The sequence below is a fragment of the Alkalibacillus silvisoli genome (assembly GCF_039521975.1).
Classification (GTDB): Bacteria; Bacillota; Bacilli; order Bacillales; family Alkalibacillaceae; genus Alkalibacillus; species Alkalibacillus silvisoli.
Map to the genome: position 1 here is coordinate 1 of NZ_BAAACZ010000044.1, position 604 is coordinate 604.

General features: G+C 54.6%; 1 rRNA gene. It reads left to right on the top strand.

Features of this window, described 5'->3' with window-relative positions:
* Positions 1–604, top strand: a 16S ribosomal RNA gene (locus tag ABDZ63_RS15795); the annotation flags it as partial.

Sequence of the window (604 nt, forward strand, 5' to 3'; positions counted from 1 at the left end):
CCCAGACTCCTACGGGAGGCAGCAGTAGGGAATCATCCGCAATGGACGAAAGTCTGACGGTGCAACGCCGCGTGAGTGATGAAGGTTTTCGGATCGTAAAACTCTGTTGTTAGGGAAGAACACGTACTGTTCGAATAGGGCAGTGCCTTGACGGTACCTAACCAGAAAGCCACGGCTAACTACGTGCCAGCAGCCGCGGTAATACGTAGGTGGCAAGCGTTGTCCGGAATTATTGGGCGTAAAGCGCGCGCAGGCGGTTTCTTAAGTCTGATGTGAAAGGCCACAGCTCAACTGTGGAGGGCCATTGGAAACTGGGGAACTTGAGTACAGAAGAGGAGAGCGGAATTCCACGTGTAGCGGTGAAATGCGTAGATATGTGGAGGAACACCAGTGGCGAAGGCGGCTCTCTGGTCTGTGACTGACGCTGAGGCGCGAAAGCATGGGTAGCGAACAGGATTAGATACCCTGGTAGTCCATGCCGTAAACGATGAGTGCTAGGTGTTAGGGGGTCCAACCCTTAGTGCTGCAGTTAACGCAATAAGCACTCCGCCTGGGGAGTACGGCCGCAAGGCTGAAACTCAAAGGAATTGACGGGGGCCCGCAC